17 protein-coding genes and 1 pseudogene are annotated in these 18,927 nt (G+C 39.0%); 2 read left to right on the top strand and 16 right to left on the bottom strand.

All coding sequences use genetic code 11. The features are described 5' to 3' along the window. Positions 1-78: 78 nt before the first annotated feature. The 10 genes from HPT25_RS15570 to HPT25_RS15525 form a co-directional block, all read right to left on the bottom strand. The gene (locus HPT25_RS15570; RefSeq protein WP_173065955.1) at positions 79-1,998 is read right to left on the bottom strand and encodes a stage V sporulation protein D; all 1,920 of its coding nucleotides are present in this window, start codon (positions 1,996-1,998) and stop codon (positions 79-81) included. A 126-nt stretch (positions 1,999-2,124) separates the two neighbouring features. After that, positions 2,125-4,350 (bottom strand): penicillin-binding protein, encoded by a 2,226-nt coding sequence (locus tag HPT25_RS15565; protein WP_173065952.1) that lies wholly within the window; start codon positions 4,348-4,350, stop codon positions 2,125-2,127. Next, positions 4,347-4,706: a cell division protein FtsL gene (gene ftsL / locus HPT25_RS15560; protein WP_173065949.1), complete on the bottom strand. Its 360-nt coding sequence runs from the start codon at positions 4,704-4,706 to the stop codon at positions 4,347-4,349. Before ftsL ends, HPT25_RS15565 begins: the two co-directional genes overlap by 4 nt. A 41-nt stretch (positions 4,707-4,747) precedes the next feature. Continuing rightward, positions 4,748-5,680 (bottom strand): 16S rRNA (cytosine(1402)-N(4))-methyltransferase RsmH, encoded by a 933-nt coding sequence (rsmH, locus tag HPT25_RS15555; RefSeq protein ID WP_173065945.1) that lies wholly within the window; start codon positions 5,678-5,680, stop codon positions 4,748-4,750. A 71-nt stretch (positions 5,681-5,751) separates the two neighbouring features. Further along, positions 5,752-6,183, bottom strand: a complete 432-nt coding sequence (gene mraZ / locus HPT25_RS15550; protein WP_173065942.1) for a division/cell wall cluster transcriptional repressor MraZ — start codon at positions 6,181-6,183, stop codon at positions 5,752-5,754. 205 nt (positions 6,184-6,388) lie between these two features. After that, on the bottom strand, positions 6,389-8,023 hold the full coding sequence (gene bshC, locus HPT25_RS15545) for a bacillithiol biosynthesis cysteine-adding enzyme BshC (protein ID WP_173065939.1): 1,635 nt from the start codon (positions 8,021-8,023) through the stop codon (positions 6,389-6,391). 91 nt (positions 8,024-8,114) lie between these two features. Continuing rightward, positions 8,115-9,020, bottom strand: a complete 906-nt coding sequence (locus HPT25_RS15540; RefSeq protein WP_173065936.1) for a 2-dehydropantoate 2-reductase — start codon at positions 9,018-9,020, stop codon at positions 8,115-8,117. Positions 9,021-9,115: 95 nt separating this feature from the next. Then, complete coding sequence (locus HPT25_RS15535) at positions 9,116-10,657, bottom strand: acyl-CoA carboxylase subunit beta (RefSeq protein WP_173065933.1); 1,542 nt, start codon at positions 10,655-10,657, stop codon at positions 9,116-9,118. Between the two features lie 18 nt (positions 10,658-10,675). Then, positions 10,676-10,888, bottom strand: coding sequence for a biotin/lipoyl-containing protein (locus tag HPT25_RS15530; protein ID WP_173065930.1), 213 nt, complete (start codon positions 10,886-10,888; stop codon positions 10,676-10,678). A 15-nt stretch (positions 10,889-10,903) separates the two neighbouring features. Further along, positions 10,904-12,241, bottom strand: coding sequence for an acetyl-CoA carboxylase biotin carboxylase subunit (locus tag HPT25_RS15525; RefSeq protein WP_173065927.1), 1,338 nt, complete (start codon positions 12,239-12,241; stop codon positions 10,904-10,906). A gap of 225 nt (positions 12,242-12,466) precedes the next feature. On the opposite strand from HPT25_RS15525, the gene HPT25_RS15520 reads away from it, so the two are divergent. Then, positions 12,467-12,934 (top strand): N-acetyltransferase, encoded by a 468-nt coding sequence (locus HPT25_RS15520; RefSeq protein ID WP_173065923.1) that lies wholly within the window; start codon positions 12,467-12,469, stop codon positions 12,932-12,934. A 299-nt stretch (positions 12,935-13,233) separates the two neighbouring features. On the opposite strand, the gene HPT25_RS15515 is transcribed toward HPT25_RS15520, so the two are convergent. The 4 genes and pseudogenes from HPT25_RS15515 to HPT25_RS15500 form a co-directional block, all read right to left on the bottom strand. Beyond that, on the bottom strand, positions 13,234-13,863 hold the full coding sequence (locus tag HPT25_RS15515; RefSeq protein WP_173065919.1) for an RsfA family transcriptional regulator: 630 nt from the start codon (positions 13,861-13,863) through the stop codon (positions 13,234-13,236). Positions 13,864-13,941: 78 nt separating this feature from the next. Continuing rightward, positions 13,942-14,712 (bottom strand): annotated as a pseudogene (locus HPT25_RS15510) (enoyl-CoA hydratase/isomerase family protein). 102 nt (positions 14,713-14,814) lie between these two features. Continuing rightward, positions 14,815-14,988: a 50S ribosomal protein L32 gene (gene rpmF / locus HPT25_RS15505; protein ID WP_066368365.1), complete on the bottom strand. Its 174-nt coding sequence runs from the start codon at positions 14,986-14,988 to the stop codon at positions 14,815-14,817. A gap of 53 nt (positions 14,989-15,041) precedes the next feature. After that, the gene (locus HPT25_RS15500) at positions 15,042-15,569 is read right to left on the bottom strand and encodes a YceD family protein (RefSeq protein WP_173065916.1); all 528 of its coding nucleotides are present in this window, start codon (positions 15,567-15,569) and stop codon (positions 15,042-15,044) included. Positions 15,570-15,863: 294 nt separating this feature from the next. Here HPT25_RS15500 and HPT25_RS15495 point away from each other — a divergent pair, with 294 nt between their 5' ends. Continuing rightward, complete coding sequence (locus HPT25_RS15495; RefSeq protein WP_173065913.1) at positions 15,864-17,072, top strand: nucleotidyltransferase; 1,209 nt, start codon at positions 15,864-15,866, stop codon at positions 17,070-17,072. A gap of 34 nt (positions 17,073-17,106) precedes the next feature. Here the strand turns inward: HPT25_RS15495 and HPT25_RS15490 are convergent, their stop codons facing one another. Together HPT25_RS15490 and HPT25_RS15485 are read right to left on the bottom strand one after the other, a co-directional pair. Further along, positions 17,107-18,126, bottom strand: coding sequence for a SepM family pheromone-processing serine protease (locus HPT25_RS15490; RefSeq protein WP_376767980.1), 1,020 nt, complete (start codon positions 18,124-18,126; stop codon positions 17,107-17,109). An 8-nt stretch (positions 18,127-18,134) separates the two neighbouring features. Then, on the bottom strand, positions 18,135-18,914 hold the full coding sequence (locus tag HPT25_RS15485; RefSeq protein ID WP_173065907.1) for a patatin-like phospholipase family protein: 780 nt from the start codon (positions 18,912-18,914) through the stop codon (positions 18,135-18,137). Positions 18,915-18,927: the final 13 nt, after the last annotated feature.

Here is an 18,927-nt window from a genome sequence, read left to right as displayed (position 1 = left end):
TATTGCTATTTGTTCATAAAAATTAAGCGGCGGAAATCATTCCGGCCGCCCATGTATTCTATCATATTAAATTCTGCCTTAATTACCCTTACCAAAGTAAAGTCTTATTTTCGATCCTTCCCTTACTTTACTGCCCGGTTCTGGAGATTGCCTTACTACGGTATCCCCTTCACCGCTGGCGTCAATTTGTAAATCAACATCCTGTCCCGGCAGATCTTCTTTTTTCATCCCGACAAAATTAGGCAGTTCCAGTAAAGGCATGTCAGGCCATTTTACAATTTTTTCAACTTGATTTTTTCTGGGACTTACTCCCATTGCACTTAAACTATCCTTTAATATACTTCCCACCATCGGAGCACTGATCGTACCACCAAAGGCTGTTACCCCTTTTGGATTATCGACTGCAACATACACGACAATTTGCGGATCATCCGCCGGAGCAAAACCAATAAACGACACAATGTAGTTATTTTCCAAGTATCTTCCACCTTGTGCTTTTTGGGCTGTACCTGTTTTACCGCCGACACGGTAAGAATCAACAAATGCTTTTCCTCCTGTTCCTTGAGCAACAACGGTCTCAAGTGCATTTCGAACTTCCTTCGAAGTTGCCTCTGAAATCACTTTTCTTTTTGCCACTGGTGAATTTCTCATCACTACTTCGTGTGTCACTGGATCAATTAACTCCTTGGCAATATATGGCTGATAAAGGGTTCCCCCATTGATTGCAGCAGATACCGCAGCTACTTGCTGAATTGGTGTGACAGATACCCCTTGTCCAAAAGCGGTAGTCGCCAGTTCCACTGGACCAACACGGTTCAAGTTAAACAGAATTCCTGTTCCTTCCCCTTGCAAATCAATACCCGTTTTTTGACCGAAACCAAAGTTCTTAATATATTGAAATAGCTTGTCTTTCCCTAATCTTTCTCCTAACTCCACGAATCCCGGGTTACAGGAATTTTGCACAACCTGTAAAAATGTCTCATCACCATGGCCTCCCCGTTTCCAGCACTTTAATCGTGCTCCAGCCACCGTCACAGCCCCAGAATCATGGAAGTGTTCCTTTTCTAAATTTACCTTATGTTCATTTAATGCTGCTGCTAGTGTAATAATCTTAAAGGTTGATCCCGGCTCATACGTGCTCCAAACTGGCAGATTACGGTTATACACTTCTTGCGGGACATTTCGAAAGTTGGAAGGATCAAAAGTTGGTCTGCTTGACATGGCTAATATTTCCCCATTATTCGGATTCATTGCAATGGCAATAATTCCATCTGGGTTATATTTTGCCTCAGCGATATCAAGTTCTCTTTCTACAATTGTCTGGATTTTGGAATCAATTGTTAACTTTAAATCAAGCCCGTTTACTGGCGTCTCGTAATCATCGGCAATCCCTTTCATCCGATTTCCTTTGGCAGTAGCATAAAATTTGACTGCGCCCCGATCGCCGCTCAGCTCTTTATCATAATACTTTTCCAATCCCATTAGTCCTTGATTATCTACACCAGTAAACCCCAAAACATGTGATAGATAACTTCCAAATGGATAATATCTTTTTGAATCTTCCCCAATATATACTCCCTCAAGATCTAAAGCTCTAATTTCCTTCGCCTTTTCGTGAGAAATTTTTCTACCTTCCTTTATTCTAACAATCCGTTCTGTTTTTGTAATTTCACGGTAAGCTGCTTCCTTTGTCATATTTAAAACAGGGGCTAGCTTTTCAGCAGTGACAGCTGGATCTTTAACTTGTCTCGGGACAACATAAACAGTAGGAGCACTTATATTCGTTGCCAGTGCTACTCCATTTCGATCCACAATTTTGCCTCGCTCAGGCTCAAATGGGATATTTCGGCTCCACGAATCCTTTGCCCGGGAAGTCAGCATATCCCCCAGAACAAACTGTACATATCCAAGGCGAACATCAATAATCAAAAAAATAAGAATTCCCACGAACAGAGCAATCAATAACCGTTTGCGGACTGTTACATTTGAAACTCGCATATGACGAACGATCCTCCTTCGAACCTTCTTTCGTTATCGTTCATTTATATGCTTGTACTTTATGATGTAGAACAGGCTGTCCCATAGCAAAAAAAATCCCGCAATTATATAGCGGGATTTACATTACTATTTCGGTTTCGAATTGTCTTTACTATCCTGATTTTTTTGTCCGCCTTTTTGATTTTTTGTTTCTTCCGTATACAAATCCTCAGGAAGAATCAAATTCACCGTTAAAGAATTACCTCTATGGATCACAGTCTTTGGCTTAATACTTTGCTGTGTCACATACCCTTTGCCCTGCGCATTTAAATTCAAACCGGCCAGATTCGTCACTTTCATTACATCACGAAGCGACCAGCCAGACAAATCTGGCATTGTTATATCACCGTCTGTTTGCAAAATCACTTTTTCACCATCTAAAATGGATGTTCCAGGATTCGGCAACTGGCTGACTACTTTTGTCCCTTTGCCAAGAATGACAGCATCAAATCCATTAGCCTTTAGGCTTTTTACCGCTGTATCAACTGATTGGCCGCTAAAATCATCCAATTTATCTACACTTGGAGTTTTCTGTGACGATGGTTTGATATTTAAATATTGCAAACTATTTTTCATCACCGGATCAAAAATAGCAGAAACCGGGAGTGCTCCTTGTCCTGTTCCACCCAAGTCAGGCTGCTGGACCGCTACATAGACAATTAACTTCGGGTTATCCTTAGGTGCCATCCCTAAAAATGAAAAGACATAATTATCTGCGCCTTTCAAATATTGGCCATTGGGGCCTGGGATGCTGGCTGTTCCTGTTTTCCCCGCTACACTATAGCCATCAATTTTGTAACGCCCGCCAGTACCTTTCGGCGAGGTGACAACTGTTTCTAGATAATCACGAACCTGTTTTGCGGTTTCCGCCGAAATTGGTGTTCCGGCTACCTCAGGAGAATCCTCCTTTATTACTTTCCCAGTATCATGATCCACAATTTTTTCAACTATATGCGGTTTCATCATTTTACCATCATTCGCAACTGCTGTTGCTGCTTGTATTTGCTCGATTGGAGTAATCGCCGTTCCCTGACCGTATGCTGTTGTCGCTTTTTCTACCGGATAGGTAAAGGCAATTTTTCCTGCCGCTTCATTTGGCAGTTCAATTCCTGTTGGTTTATCCAAACCAAATTTTGAAATATAGTCCCTTAATTTATCATACCCCAATTTGTCTCTGGCGATGGTTGCGAATGCTACGTTAGAAGAACGTTGAAGACCTTCAAGGTACGTTATTCTTCCCCAGCCAGACCAGTTCCAATCATGAATGATCTGGCTTTTTGGTGTAGCCTGGAAGGAGCCGGACATATAGGTTTCATTCGGATTAAAAAGATTTTCTTGCACTGCAGCTGAAAGGGTAAAAATCTTCATAGTTGAACCCGGTTCATATGACGTTTCAACTGCTTCATTGTGCCAACTTTCATTAATTCCATCCTTTGTATTTGGATCAAAGGATGGCCTCTGTCCCATAGCCAGGATATCACCAGTTTTCGCATCAGCAACAATCGCTATGATTTTCTTTGGCTTATATTGCTTAACTACATTATCCATGGCATCTTCTAAAAATGTTTGAATTTTTTGGTCAATCGTCAAATACACATCATTGCCATCACGTGCCGGCGTGATTTTTTCCTTCCCATCAGGAAGTAAGTATCCCCATAGATCACTTTCATAATGGATTGTTCCATTTTTTCCAGTTAATACATCATTAAAGGATTGTTCGATTCCCATTTTCCCAACATTTTCATAGGTTCCATCCTTTTGTTCAGCACTGTCTGTGTAACCAACTACATTGGATGCAAAGGTGCTATTTGGGTAATATCGTTTTGTATCTCGGATAAATGTAATACCTGGAAGCTTTAAGGCCTCAATTTTTGACTTTGTTTCGCCGTTTAAATTTTTGCCGGCCTTGCCAAATTCCACCTGAAACTTTTTTTCCGTCAGTCTGCGATAAATCTCCGATTCATCCATTTTAATATATTTAGCGAGTTCATTGGCAGTTTTGCTTGGGTTAACCACGTTCTGTGGATGTTTGGGATCTGTTGTCATTTTTTTATCTAAAATCGCAATCATCTCATAAGAAGCAGTATCCTCTGCAACTACATCCCCATTTCGATCAAGGATCTCACCGCGAACTGCCTGCAATACTCCTTCATGAGTATACTTTTGCAATGCTTTAGCAGCCATTGGCTGGCCAGCAACTTCACCTGTAATTTGAATAGAAAAATACCTAAAAATTAATATAAAAAAGAGCAGGACGAAAAATCCAAACAAAATCGCTGCTCCTAAGTTCATATATGGCTGTTTCTTACTCATTTCCCCTGCACTACCTTGACGTTATTTTCATTTACTTGTAAACCCATTTCCTTAGCCTTCTCATAAATCCGTTGATAATTACTTAAGTCACTTACTTGTACCTGCAAATCGCTATTTTCCTTTTGCTGTTCTTTTACTTTATCTTGAACGGTCTGAATGTCCTTATTCACATCATAAATTTTGGATTCATTAGATATAAGATGAATCGCACCAAAACAAACCAGCCCAGCAAATGTTACCCCGATAATTTTTTCCCCTGGAGTCAGCCAGGATTTTCTGATCTTAATTTGTCTCCTGTCTTCTTGGACTGTTTGCTCTACATGTTGTTCCTGCAAATTTCTAGCAAGATTCCCCAATGATTTCCCCTCCAGATTGTTTTTTTGTTTTCTCTGTCATTCTATAATTTCTCCGCAATTCTTAGTTTTGCTGACCGAGCTCGGTTATTTTGCTCAACTTCATTTTCAGTTGGGAGAATTGGTTTTCGGGTGATGAGTTTCATTACCGGTTTGTATTCATCCGGAATGATCGGCAAACCTGGCGGCAATTCAGGAGTTTCACTCGCTTTTTTGAAAGCTGCTTTACAAATTCTGTCCTCAAGGGAATGAAAGGTGATGACACTAATTCTTCCCTTTGGATTTAATAATTCGATTGCTTGATATAGTGATTTTTCAAAAACACCTAATTCATCATTTACCGCAATTCTAATCGCTTGAAAAATACGTTTGGCAGGATGTCCGCCTTTCCTACGGGCAGGTGCTGGAATTGCCTCTTTGATTAATTCTACCAATTGTCCTGTTGTCTCAATCGGTTGATCTATCCTGGCCGCTTCAATTTTTCTGGCAATTTGTTTAGAAAACTTCTCTTCACCATACTGAAAAAAGATTCGGACTAAGTCTTCATACGACCAATGATTGATAACATCATAAGCTGATGTCGATGCCTCCATATCCATCCTCATGTCCAATGGGGCATCATGATGATAGCTAAATCCTCTTTCCGGTGTATCGAGCTGCGGAGAGGACACTCCCAGGTCGTATAGAACGCCGTCGACATGGTTGACTCCAAGTCTTTCAAGCTCCTCTTGTAAAAATAAAAAGTTACTTTTAATGGTGATAAATCGATCACCGTAATCAGAAAGTTTTTCTCTTGCATGTTTGATCGCTGTTGAATCCTGATCAAAAGCGAAGAGTTTTCCGCCTTCTCCCAGCTTTGAAAGAATCTGTGAACTATGTCCTGCTCCTCCCAAAGTACAATCAACATAGATACCATCCGGCTTTATATTTAAGCCGGCAACAGCTTCATCTAATAACACAGTTGTATGTTCAAACATATTTGTACCACCTTTTCCAATCAATCGATAGCGCATGCGCAAACAGAAAATATATTATGATAACTTGTCCATTATATATCAAAGCCAATCATATTTTCTGCTATTTCGGCAAAAGATTCTTCTGACTGTGAAAAATAGTCTTCCCAAATCTGCTTGCTCCAAATTTCAATTCGATTGGAAACTCCTAAAATTACACATTCTTTATCCAATTTTGCGTATTGCAAAAGTGGTGCCGGGATATTAATTCTTCCTTGTTTATCAAGTTCACTCTCTGTTGCTCCGGAAAAGAAGAATCGAGTAAAAGCACGAGCATCTTTCTTTGTCAGCGGCAAGCCTTTTAATTTCTCTTCAAGCTGCTTCCATTCTGACATTGGGTAACCAAACAAACATTGATCCAAACCCCTAGTGATAATAAACATTTCTCCAAGATCATCACGGAATTTGGAGGGCACTATCACACGGCCTTTATTATCAATGCTATGATGGTATTCACCCATGAACATGCCACTACCCCCACTTTCTATTAAGAATGTACCACATTCCCCCACTTTCCACCACTTATTTTTTTTACTATTCGTTCTGGATAGTATAAAATCCTTTTTAAAACCGAAAAAAATAATAAAAAAGCTTAGATATAACGGTTTTTTGATCAAGGATATGATTCATTTATTGGCAAAAAAAAAACTTCACTAATAATGTGAAGTTTTTCTATGGTTTTAAAACCTTATGCCGGCCGTCAAATTCAAAATTTATACTCATTATATCTTGTATAAAATCAAGGCTGAAGCGATTTAGATAATAAATGATATTCCAAATTCTTTCCTGCGGTGATCCATCAGGCCTTAAATTCATATCTACTCGGTTATATTTATTTAATATAACTTCATGTTTTAACTTGAGCGCATCTTCTAGTTTTGTTTGCATGAAGCTTAATTCTTTTAATAATAAATCTTCATTTTTCTTTAGGAGAGGAAGAAGACCACGATCCAATTCAGAGGTCTTTGCCTCGATTAACTGGTACTGAGTCATTAGCTGGTCTCTTGCCTTTGAAAATAATTCAGTTAGTTCTTTATCCATAACGGACTCAATAAACTGTTCCTTCCCACTGCCTGATCCATTTTGCAAAACATCAGCCAATGATAAATTTAATTCCATTAAATCCGTTTCAACTGCACGCTCCAGAATTGTAATATTTAAACGAGGAACGATTGGCGGCATTTTAATTCCAAAATGCTCAAATACAAGCTTCAATTCTGCCCAATAGGAAATTTCCCCAGGTCCCGCTATAAATGCCAGCGTAGGAAAAATCCATTCCTGCATTAAGGGTCTTGTCACCACATTATTGCTTAATCTTTCTGGATTTTCTTCTGCGAGCTCCACCAATTCCTTCTTAGAAAATGAGATTCTCCCATTTTTCCCCACAAACCTGTCATTTTCCCGGTTATATTCGAGCAAAATTCGTTCGCCTATTTGTTGATCATAATAAAATAGATTGGCAGCCCGATCACTAGCATCAATGGTTAAAGGAAATCCCTTTTCCTCAATATTTTTTTGCTGCTTTATAAGAGAATGTGTAATGAGATCATGCTCTATGATCTGTTCTGTGAGAAAGCCTTTTTGCAACTGGCGAAAAGCTGCATCTCCAGAGTCAACAATTAGTAATCCATAATCTTTAAACAGTTCCATGATAATGTGTGCAAAGAAATCGACAAATGTAGTTGACTTATTTATTTGCTTAGTAACAAACGATAGAAGTTGGTTTGTATGTTCTGTTTCTCCAAAATTCTCGATGATGTTTTCTACCCATGCTAGACAAAGATCCCGATCAACCCTTATATCAGATACCATCTTTTTTTGATGGACTTTTTCTGGGTAGCTCCATTTATCGACCTTTTGACCAACAGGTACAAACACATGATTTACCTCATGAAAATCATGATCTTCCCCAGCAATCCAAAAAACCGGTACAACAGGTATTCCCAATTGTCTTTCTTTTTGTTCTGCAAGTTGGATGACGGAAATGACTTTATGTATTGAATACAATGGTCCTGTTAAAATACCTGCCTGCTGGCCGCCAATAACTACGGCGCTATCCTTTTGTTTTAATTTATGGATAGATTGTTTTACAGCATCCGAGGTGGGATACTTCTTCATAAAGTTCTCAATATGACTTGCAACTTCCATACGCGGAAAGCTTCTACTACTTAATTCATTTAACCTTTTTGCATCATCATGTAAATCATTAAACCGATAATGAAAAAAAGGCATTACTTCTTCTGTTTGTTTCAAATAATTGGAAGCAAACCGATTGGTCGCTGGCAACGAGAGATTTAAAATCTCCATTCATGTACTCCCTTTCTGGTCATCCTAAAATCTTCTTCTAGAAGTATACCATTGGTCTTTCCAATTTAAAAAAACTTTGCTTTAAAATTTTCTAAAACGAACCTTCTATTCCATCCTGTTCTTTTCCTTTAATGACAAAGAATAAGCTTTCTGTAATCGGTGCTGCTTTCCCTGCTGATTTTGCTTCCTCCATAATAAAGCCTAAAATTGCGTCAACCTCTGTCATTCTGTTCGATTCGATGTCTTTAAGCATGGAGGATCGATTTTGGGCAGTTTTTTTACAAATACTGATGACCTGTTCGAAATGTTTTTGGGGATCCGTAAGTTTTAATACGAAAGAAATTTCTGTAAATAGCTGTTTTAACGCATGGAAATAAAACTGATTCTCAACCAACTCTCCATTTCTTATCCCTAAAAGTGCTGTGAGTGGATTTATAACCGCATTGACAATTAATTTATCCAAGAGCATTTCACGGTAATTTTTTTTAATAAAAAAAGGAAAATCACCTGATCCAGCACAGAATAATTGGTGGATTGCATCAGAATTTCCTTTGTAAACAGCCACATTCGTCGCTCCTTTCCCATTATGGTTGACTGTAAACCCATTTTCCCTTAACGCGCCATGCTCTACGGTACCAACAAATATATTGGATGCAGTTAAATGACTCAGCAGCTTTAAGTGCCCCATTCCATTCTGCAGAAATAAAATATTTTCAGGAACGTTAGTCATTTGGGAAAACATCTCTATGACAGCTGAAAGCTGATATTGTTTTACCGTAATAATTGTAAATTCTTCTGTGCCGCGCCAATCTATGATGGGCAATGCATGTATATGTATAAAATTCCTTTCTGATGCGGTATTTAGTAAAATTCCATGTTCATTAATTTCTTCTGCTTGCATTGATGTTCTGGTATAAATGGTTACTTCATTGCTTTCACTTAAGTAAGCAGCAAATAATAGCCCGATTGAACCAGCACCTATAATTCCAATCTTCATTTTATATCCCTCATTTACGATCTTTACAAATATTCTATCAGATTTTCAGAATACGAAAAAAGAGGATGTCTTTTTCAGACAACCCCTATCGTTATTTAAACAGGATACACAGGATGCTTTCGTACACTAAAGTTCAGCTCTTTTGTTTCATAATAGGCGAACCGCTGAATCAGGACATTCCTCAGCTCTGAAGGTGCCACTATTTCATCTACAATAAGCTCTGATGCGAGTTTATATATATCGATATGTTCTTTGTACTCTTGTTGTTTTTCCTTTACAAATGCCATTCTTTCACTGCCATCTGTAATTTGATTAATTTTATTAGAGTATACAGCGTTAACTGCTGCCTCTGGGCCCATCACGGCAATTTGTGCTGTTGGTAATGCAATACAGCAATCTGGTTCAAATGCCGGACCTGCCATTGCATAAAGGCCTGCACCATATGCCTTTCGGACAATAACCGAGATTTTCGGAACAGTCGCTGAGCTCATTGCTGCAATTAATTTCGCACCATGGCGAATGATTCCGGCACGTTCCACTTTTGTCCCGATCATGAATCCAGGGACATCAGCGAGGAACAACAACGGGATATGAAAGGCATCACAAAGTTGAATAAACTTTGCTGCTTTATCTGCAGAATCAACAAACAGGACGCCGCCTTTTACCTTTGGCTGATTGGCGATAATCCCGACTGCTTGGCCGTTTATACGAGCCAGGCCAGTTATAATTTCCGGAGCAAACAACTTTTTTATTTCATAAAAGCTTTCATTATCAACCAGTCTGTCAATACATTCATACATATCAAATGGAGCATTTTGATTGACTGGTATAATTGATCCCAATTCACGGCCTTCTTTTACTGGGCGACTTGCTGCTATTTTTGGCTTTTCTTTAAAACTGGCTGGAAAATAGCTTAGATATTTCTTGGCAGCTTCAATTGCTTCCTCCTCATTGTTCGCCAGGACATCTCCACAGCCGCTTATTGTACAATGCATGCGCGCTCCGCCCATTTCTTCTAGAGTGACCTTTTCGCCAATTACTTTTTCCGCCATCCTTGGGGAACCAAGGTACATAGAAGCATTTTTATCCACCATAATGACAATATCACAAAATGCCGGTATATACGCTCCGCCAGCGGCCGATGGGCCAAACAAGATACATACCTGGGGAATCATCCCTGAAAGCTTTACTTGATTATAAAAAATTCTTCCTGCTCCCCGCCTATTTGGAAACATCTCTAACTGATCAGTAATTCTCGCACCCGCCGAATCAACTAGGTAAAAGAGTGGCACTTTTAATTTTTCAGCTGTTTCCTGAATCCGAATAATTTTCTCTACTGTACGAGCTCCCCATGAGCCTGCTTTAATGGTTGAATCATTCCCCATCACACAAACAGTTTGGCCATTAATTTTACCCATAGCCGTAACCACGCCATCAGCTGGCAAATCCACGGCGCTAAAGTTAGCAAATTTCCCGTCCTCTTCATATTTCCCTTCATCAAATAAAAGGGCTAACCGCTCCCGGACAAATAATTTATTATGTTCCTTTGCCTTTTCATGGTACTTAGGGTGTCCACCAGCTTCAATTACTCTTCTATTTTCCTTCAATTGTTCATTTAACTGATTTGCTCCCGTCATGAGGTTCCTCCTATATTTCTATTCTAGAATAAGTAAAACATCATCTTCATTGACAAAATCGCCTATGTTCACCTTAACTTCCAATACTACTCCTTCAACCCCACTTTCAATGGGGATTTCCATTTTCATCGATTCTAGCATCAATACCTCTTGTCCTGTTGAAACTTGATCACCTGCTGTGACGAAAATATTAAGGACAGTTCCTGCCATTGAAGCTGTAATTTTTTTCATTGTTCTCCGATCTCCTTATTTCACTAATTTTTTTGTTAAAAAACTGGTCGTGTACCTGCCCTCATTGAAGGCTTCATCTGCCAGCAATGCCAAGAAAAGCGGTACATTCGTTTTTATTCCTTCTATTTGCATATGTTGAAAAAATCTATTTGCTGCTGACAATGATTCGCTCCGAGTTTGACCGGAGAAAATACATTTTGCTATCATCGGGTCATAAAAAGGGGTCACCGTTCCACCTTCTTCATAGCCTGAATCGATTCGAACTCCCTCTTGCTGACTCCATTTGAACGCGGTTAATTTTCCTGGTGATGGAAGAAAACGGACTGGATCCTCTGCATATAAACGAAATTCAATAGCATGCCCACTGGAACTGATCTCTTCCTGCTGGAGTGGAAGAGGTTCACCTCTTGCCACAAATATTTGCCATTTCACTAAATCAAGTCCAGTAATGGATTCTGTCACCGGATGCTCGACCTGCAGCCTTGTATTCATTTCCAAAAAATAAAAATTTTCATTTTCATCCACTATGAATTCAATTGTGCCAGCATTCATATAATTTACTGCCCTGGCAGCTTTCACTGCCGTTTCATACATGTTTTGCCGGACGGAATCGGAAACAAATGGAGAAGGAGACTCCTCAACGACCTTTTGATGTCTTCGTTGTATGGAACAATCCCTTTCAAACAAGTGCACTATGTTTCCATAGCGATCGCCAAAAACTTGTACTTCTACATGCCGTGCTTCAGGGATATATTTCTCAACAAAAACAGCATCCGAACCAAAATAGCTCATTGCTCTGGTCTTTGTTGAAGCATACGACTTAACGAGCGCTTGCTCATTTTCACATAGTACCATGCCAATTCCACCGCCGCCTCCACTGGCCTTCAACATAACAGGATAGCCGATGGAAGCCGCAAAAGCGCATGCCTCTTCAATAGACATAAGTCCTGTAACAGTGCCTGGCACAACAGGGACACCCGCTTTTTCCATCGTTTGACGAGCAATGATCTTATCTCCCATTAATTGAATGGTCTCTGGACTTGGTCCAATAAAAATAATTCCAGCCTCTTGCACCATTTTGGCAAATGCAGCATTTTCGGATAAAAAGCCATAACCTGGATGGACGGCATCTACACTTTCACTTTTTGCAACTTCTAATATTTTTTCAATTCGTAAATAGGACTTGTTAACCGGGCCTTCACCAATGCACACTGCTTTAGAAGCCGCCTTTACAAATGGCATATCTTGGTCCGCTTCGGAGTAGACAGCGACTGTTTCAATTGCCATCGCCTGACAGGTTTTAATGATTCGCAGTGCAATTTCTCCCCTATTTGCAACTAAGATTTTCCGCACTATTTTTCCCCTTTCTATTAACATGGTCCAATATACATTTTCTACATCATTTACTGAATATCCTGCATTTTTCTGAAAACGCTTCCTAAAGTTTTTATGAAGTATTTTTTTTAGTTTTGTTATATAATGTTATTAATTTAAACAATGATAAATTACTTACTTCATGTTATTCGATAGCCATTCGATTTATACAAAAGGCGATTCTTTTAAATCAGGAGGTCAACAATGGGAACAAAGGTGGAAAGATTAAAAGTAAATTTCAAAACTCTTGAGGAATTTAAAAAATTTAAAGAATATGGTCTTCAGGAGCTATCAATGTTAGAAGACCTCGAAGCAAAAATTGTGGATAATGACAGCGTTTCCCCGTTTTACGGAATTTACTTCGGAGACAAGCTGGTTGCTCGAATGAGTCTTTATCAAATTGACGCCAAATTTGACCGTTACTTTTATCCACCACAGAATTACCTTGAACTTTGGAAACTGGAGGTAATTCCAGATTACCAAGGCAAAGGTTATGGAAAACAGTTGGTTCAATTTGCCAAAAGCTTTAATCTCCCCATTAAAACAAACCCACGAATGCAATCCCGAGATTTTTGGGAGAAGATGGGTTTTTCACCTGTTGACTATGATATGGAGCGTGACCGCGGTGAAAATCCGCTTGTTTGGTACCCAGAAGGGGTCGAGGCTCAATAGGAAAAGCGCAAGTTCCCTGTTCAGCGGCGTATAGGCCGGAGGGGCTAAGGACATAACAGCTAGTGTGTTTGCGCTAGACAATTTTCATAGTTAAAATCTAAACTTTATTTATAAAGAAAACTCGCCGACAGGCGAGCCCGTTAGGGCGAAGACAGAGGTGCAGTTCGCCGAAAAGCGCAGATTTTCGACTGCGAAGCTAATGCACACGAAGCATTCCTTCTGCACGTATGCCTGATAGGAAAGTTTTCCTATCGACTAAAAAGGGAAAAGCGGACATAAAGTCCGCTTTTTCATTTCCACTATTTTTCCACTCTTTCAAGGTTACCGTTTTTATCCATTTGAAATCTTACTTTTTGCTGCCGATCCTCATCCTGCAAAACAGCCATTTTTCTTGCACGCTCCATAATTTCCAATAGGGAACGATAATCCTCTTCAATGATTTTCAAATTTTTTGTAAGTCTTTCATTTTCGGCTGCCAAATAGTAATTTTTTTTCTCTAATTCTTTTATTTGTTCAGCATACTTCTTTTTATCCTCTTCAAAGCCATCTGAATCTTCAGCCCTTTTTTGCAGCTCTTCCAGGTAACTAATTACAGATGAAAATGAAAGCAGATCCCCTTTTGCAACTGTAGTTTGAATGGGTATTTGCTCTGTCGGTAAAGAATCTTGAAATGGCTCATCAGGACTTGCAGCAGTTTGTTTTTTTAATTCTTTTCTTTGTTTCTTAGCCAGCTCAATTCCCGATTTATATTGCTTTCGTACAAAAGAATTCCACCTGAAACCGCAAGCTGCAGCGGTACGTGTTAACTGTTTACCTACTTCATCAAAAGCCTGCAGCTGTGTACCGCCTTCACGAATATGCCTTAAAACAACTTCCGCGAGTAACAAATCCTCGTCCTGTGACCAGGCATCCTGCCGAGTTGGTGACATTCATGGACCCCTCCTAGTAGTGTTTTAATAATACATATGCTTCTACTAGAAAAGATAGACTTAATCGGCAATGCTGTTTTAATCTTTATGCCTGTTTTTTTTATTTATAAATGCTTGAACATACTTATGATGGGCATTACCTTCCCATAGTACTGAACAGACTTGAATCTCTTCTTCCATTCTTTCACGTAATTTGCTGATTTCCCATCTTCTAATCCACATTTTTTTATAGGCCTTTAGCACCTGAGACTCCATTACAAATATATTTTCCAGAAAATCTTTACAAGCTTTTAATGGAGAGCATTCATATAGTGCATCAATAATCCCAATTTCCTTCAAATATTCTGACGATTTCACCTTAGCATCCAATAACAGTTTTAAAGCATTTGGGGAGTTGAACTTTTCCGTTAAAATCGTCCCTCCGCCCCATCCTGTTGTGATTGCTTGCTGTCCCTGTACAAATCCAGCCTTTATTCCGCTTTTAGCCAAACGAAAATCGCAGGAAATGGCCAATTCACAGCCTCCTCCAATCGCCGTTCCATTCATTAGCGCCACCGTAGGAATAGGCAAAGTAAGCAGTGTATAAAGAATCTTCGACATTTTTTCAAGCATTTGATAGGCTTCCTCTTATGTGTGGAGTTGATGAAAGACAGATAGATCGCCACCGGAACAAAAAGCCTGATCACCAGCACCAGTTATCACCAGTGCTTTCATATTGGAATTGGACGCAATATCAACAGCTTCTGATAATCCATCCATAACCTCATAATTAACCGCATTTCTTTTTTCATTTCTTTCTATCGTAAATAAAAGGTAGTCTTTATCTCTTTTCTCAATGGAATAAGACATGCCTTCATCCCCCTATTTTATTGCGGATAGATATGTAATGTTTCTTGAAAACGACAAAAGCACAAGGAAGTGTTATTCCTTGTGCTTTCTATCCAAGTTGAATTAATCGTTAACTACATCTTTTCCTTTGTATGTTCCGCAAGCTTTACATACGCGGTGAGCAAGTTTCATTTCACCACAGTTTGGGCATTCTACCATACCAGGAACACTTAATTTAAAATGAGTACGGCGCTTTCTTTTAACAGTTTTAGAAGTTCTTCTAAAAGGTACAGCCATTCTTCCCACCTCCTTATAAGAAAAAGCATAAGCCATTTGCATGTTTTTGCCGATTATGATTCGGAAGAAGATTTATCTTTGTCAAAAAACTTAGCAAGTCCAGCGAGTCTTGGGTCAATCTTATTAGATACTACTTCTTCCTGTACGACTTCCCAATCCTTTCCAGACTGCGGTGCAGCATCCTGCGATTCATGATCATCACAAAAGACCTGCATCGGAACCTCAAGCAAAATAATTTCTTGAATGATCGGCTTAAGATCAATCGTTTCACCTTTTACTTGGTGCAATTCCTCTTCAGTATCATAAATAGATCCCTGCAAGAGAAAAGTTTCCGTTGTTTCGACATTAATCGGATACTTCAAATCCACTAAAGTACGAGAACAAGGCAATATAAGATAACCTTCAATTTTCAAATGAAAGGTAACTTTCGCTGAATCTACATCACCACGACCAGTAATATGCATCGGGGATACATCGCGAATTGATGAATCAGTTTGTTTAATGTCATCAAGCCGGATCGTTTCATCAATCGAAAAATCCTTGTTTCGATATTTTTGTAATTGAGTTAATGTCCATTTCATATGAATCACCCCAAGGCAACAAAGGTAATTATAGCCCCCGATACTATTTTTGTCAATATTTTTTCTTTACACCTCTTCAAGATGAATGTATTTTCTTTTTTCCGTATTAGTTTATCCATTCTAACGGTTTACAAACCACTTCTTAACTACTTATCCTTCTTTTGCTATAATATTAATAATTTTTGAAAGAATGCTTGCCGATTAGCGATTTATAAGCGAAAACAGAGGTGTAATTGTACATATTCCTGATAGTTTAGCTATACTTTCCAATTGGTCAAGAAAGGAGATCATAATGTGAGAGCTGTAGGTGTAATAGTTGAGTACAATCCTTTTCACAATGGGCATTATTACCATTTGCAAGAAGCCAAACGAACAGCTAAGTCTGATATAGCCATTGCAGTTATGAGCGGAAATTTTCTGCAACGCGGCGAACCCGCACTTGTTTCAAAATGGAGCCGGACTCGCATGGCTCTATTAAATGGTATCGACATTGTTTTTGAGCTTCCTTATTGCTTTGCAGTTCAAAAAGCCGAAATATTTGCAAATGGTGCAGTATCTATATTAACTGCTTCCGGATGCGAGTCATTATGCTTCGGGAGCGAAAATGGTGATATTTCTTCCTTCTCTCAAACAGAAAAATTTCTAAAAGAAAATCATCAGTCGCTTGAAGAAAATATTAAACGATTTATCCAAACTGGTGTGAGTTATCCAAAAGCCCTTGCTCTTGCCTACCAGGACCTACCTGATTCCGCGAAATATTTGGATTTATCGAAACCAAATAATATTCTTGGTTTTCAGTATATAAAAGCCATTCATGATCAAGGCAGTCATATGAAGCCACTTACTGTTCAGCGAAAAAATGCCGACTACCATGATGAACACTTCGCTTCTGAAACAATCGCCAGTGCTACCAGCATTCGAAAAGCGATTTTTTCCGATGATCAGTCAGATATCAGTCAATATGTTCCGGAAGCAACAAAGCAATTATTAGACCAATATTTAAATCAATATGGGATGTTCCATCATTGGGAGCATTATTGGCCATATCTTCAATATCAGCTTCTTCAATCCAGTCCTCAAGATTTAAGAGAAATTTATGAATCGGAAGAAGGGCTGGAAAACCGGCTGATTGCGGCTGCTTTAGAAGCGAATACTTTTTTAGAATTTATGGATAAAATTAAAACAAAACGCTATACATGGACTCGACTGCAGCGGCTCTGTGTCCATATTTTGACCAATACCAAGAAAAAAGAACTGGTAAACACTTCAAATAGAGCCACTTATTTGAGGTTGCTAGGCATGACAACTGCAGGAAAAGCGTATTTGAATCAAATGAAAAAAAACTTCAGCTTGCCACTTATTTCTAGGGTATCGTCATATAAAGGAAAAGAACTGCTTCTCGATATTAAAGCCACCCGCATTTATGCCGTGGGCTTGCCGGATCTTCAAAAAAAAGCGATGTTGCAGCAAGAATTCCAGCAACCTCCTATTTTTATCCAATAAAAAGATGATGCAGCAAAAGCTGCTATCATCTTTTTTATTTTGCAGGTAATTTTTCTAAGTATTTCAGAGCATCATCAAACGTGTCGACAGGAATGATTTTCATTTTTGTATGAATATCACGAGCTGTTTTAACCGCTGCTCGATAATTGGAATTTTTAGCGCCTTTTTCATTCGGAGCAAAAAAGATCTCTGCCCCAGCCTTATCTGCTGCAACTATCTTTTGTTCAATCCCACCAATCGGCCCAACCGTGCCGTCAACGTCCATGGTGCCTGTTCCGGCGATTTGGTATCCTTTTGTTAAATCGTTTTTTGTAAGCTGATTATATATCTCCAGGGTAAACATTAGTCCTGCGGATGGGCCGCCAATATCAGCAGTATTTATTTTCACTTTCGGATCAACTACAATATCTTTATCATCCACTAATGATATGCCGATTCCTACTTTTTTAGGATCATCTTTAAATGGCTTTAATGTTAACGAAACTGTTTTTTCTTCATTATTTCTAGAAAAAGTAAATGTCACCCGATCTCCAGCTTTTTTCCTCCCGACATAATCAATAAATTCTTTTGAAGAAGGAAAAGAGTGACCATCCACTTTATATATGCGATCACCTAGCCTCAGCGCTCCCTCAGCAGGCATTCCTGGCAGCACTTGCATTACGTAGATCCCTTTATATTTATATTGTACTGGTAGACCAGCTTTTCGATAGGCGACATCTATGGCATTCATTTTGGAGCTAGCCATCATATACAATTGAATCGTGTTATATTCCTGCTGAGTCTCCTCTTTACCTAAGATCATGTCCTCTTGATAAATTTCTTCATACTTTTTCATCTTTGCTTCCAAGTACGAATAAATATTTGCTCTACCCATTCTAACTGTCGTTAACATAAAATTACCTTTTTCTTTATACCCGTTTTCAACATGTATAATGGGAGCAAGCTTCTTAGCCATCCCGGGTTCTGTAACGAAATAAGGCAATGGATAATATATTCCTGCCACTAGAAGTACAATCAATAACACAAATGAACCTGTAAATAGTTTTTTGCGCAATACTATAGTCATTCCTTCCACTTACCAATTTCTGCTTGAATCTGATTGATGTGCTTTTTAGCTTCTTCTTCGCCTATGTTTATGATTTCTTGGGTGTTTGTAAATGCACGGGAACTATAGCTTTCAACAGGAGGGCGAATCATAATGGATGCGGAAGGCTCCCTGCTGTTGATCACTTCCGTTTGCATGATATCAATACTTTGCATAATAACATCGTAAATGGAGGTTATCTCAGCATTTCGCTTCACACTTGATACATCAACAGCAATGACAATGTCCGCCCCCATTTCTTTTGCAACCGAAATAGGCACCCGATCTGTAACCCCTCCGTCAACAAGTATTCTTCCATTATACTTTTCCGGGACAAAAATTCCCGGAATGGATATGCTGGCCCTGACAGCATTTGCTACCGGTCCTGTTTTGAACACCACTTTTTCACCAGTTAATAAATCTGTTGAGACAATTCCAATAGGAATGGATAAATCTTCAATGTTTTTCCCATGTGTAAATACTTTAACAAATTCCTTTACTTTTTTTCCACCTATAAATCCCATTTTGGGAACTGTAAAATCCAAAAAGTACTTCCTTTTAAAGGCTGTTGATAGTTTATATAAGCGTTCAATTTCTATGCCTGCAGCATAAAAACTGGCAACAAGCGCCCCCATACTGCTTCCCGCAATTAAATGTATAGGGATCCCATTATCTCTTAATACCTTGATTACCCCTAAATGAGCAAACCCACGTGCACCTCCAGATCCAAGTGCCAAACCTATTTTTGGGTGCTCCATACACTTGCTACCT

The organism is Neobacillus endophyticus (assembly GCF_013248975.1).
In the GTDB taxonomy this organism is placed as follows: domain Bacteria; phylum Bacillota; class Bacilli; order Bacillales; family Cytobacillaceae; genus Neobacillus; species Neobacillus endophyticus.
The sequence above is the reverse complement of the archived record's forward strand: the minus strand, read 5'-3'. Positions and strand labels throughout refer to the sequence as shown.